Source organism: Tamlana sp. 2_MG-2023, from assembly GCF_030548465.1.
In the GTDB taxonomy this organism is placed as follows: Bacteria; Bacteroidota; Bacteroidia; order Flavobacteriales; family Flavobacteriaceae; genus Pseudotamlana.
In genome coordinates this window covers 1-638 of record NZ_JAUOSF010000043.1, presented here as the reverse complement: position 1 = coordinate 638, position 638 = coordinate 1, and the positions used below count along the sequence as shown (strand labels likewise).

The window sequence follows — 638 nt, the reverse complement described above, 5'->3', positions numbered from 1 at the left end:
TCATCGCCTCTGAGAGCCTAGGCATTCCCCATACGCCCTTATTTAGCTTATTGTACTTTTTGCTTTTTTAATGAGTTATAATCATATTTACTATTGTAAATTGATTATTGATTAATTAGATATCGCTCGTGGTGATTCTAATTAATCCAAATTATTATTACTTAAATAAATTCTAGTTTTACCTAGTTTATTTTCATGTATCTTGTTTCAATATGTCAATGAACGTTTTATCAGTTTTCAGTCTCACTATTCAGTTCGCAGTAAAACTGCTTACTGTAAACTGGGACTGTTTACTGAAATTGTGGAGAATATCGGAGTCGAACCGATGACCTCCTGCGTGCAAGGCAGGCGCTCTAGCCAGCTGAGCTAATCCCCCATGTTCTAAAGTCGCAGTCCACAGTCTGCAGGTTGCAGTCGCTTGTGCCGACTTGTTGGTGGATAACTTCTTCTAGAATTTCCTTTATTTAGTAGTTAGTAGTCTCAGGCAGACTCGAACTGCCGACCTCTACATTATCAGTGTAGCGCTCTAACCAGCTGAGCTATGAGACTCTACTAAATCTTTTTTTTTAAATTAACAGCAATGAGAATAAACTATCTTTTCATAATAGTTATAATACTTTATTAGTCGTCTTTCTCTA

2 tRNA genes are annotated in these 638 nt (G+C 36.5%); both read right to left on the bottom strand.

The annotated features are described in order from the left end of the window. Window positions 1–302: 302 nt before the first annotated feature. A tRNA-Ala gene (locus tag Q4566_RS17025) sits at window positions 303–376 on the bottom strand. 99 nt (window positions 377–475) lie between these two features. Beyond that, window positions 476–549 (bottom strand) — tRNA-Ile (locus Q4566_RS17020). Between the last annotated feature and the right edge of the window lie 89 nt (window positions 550–638).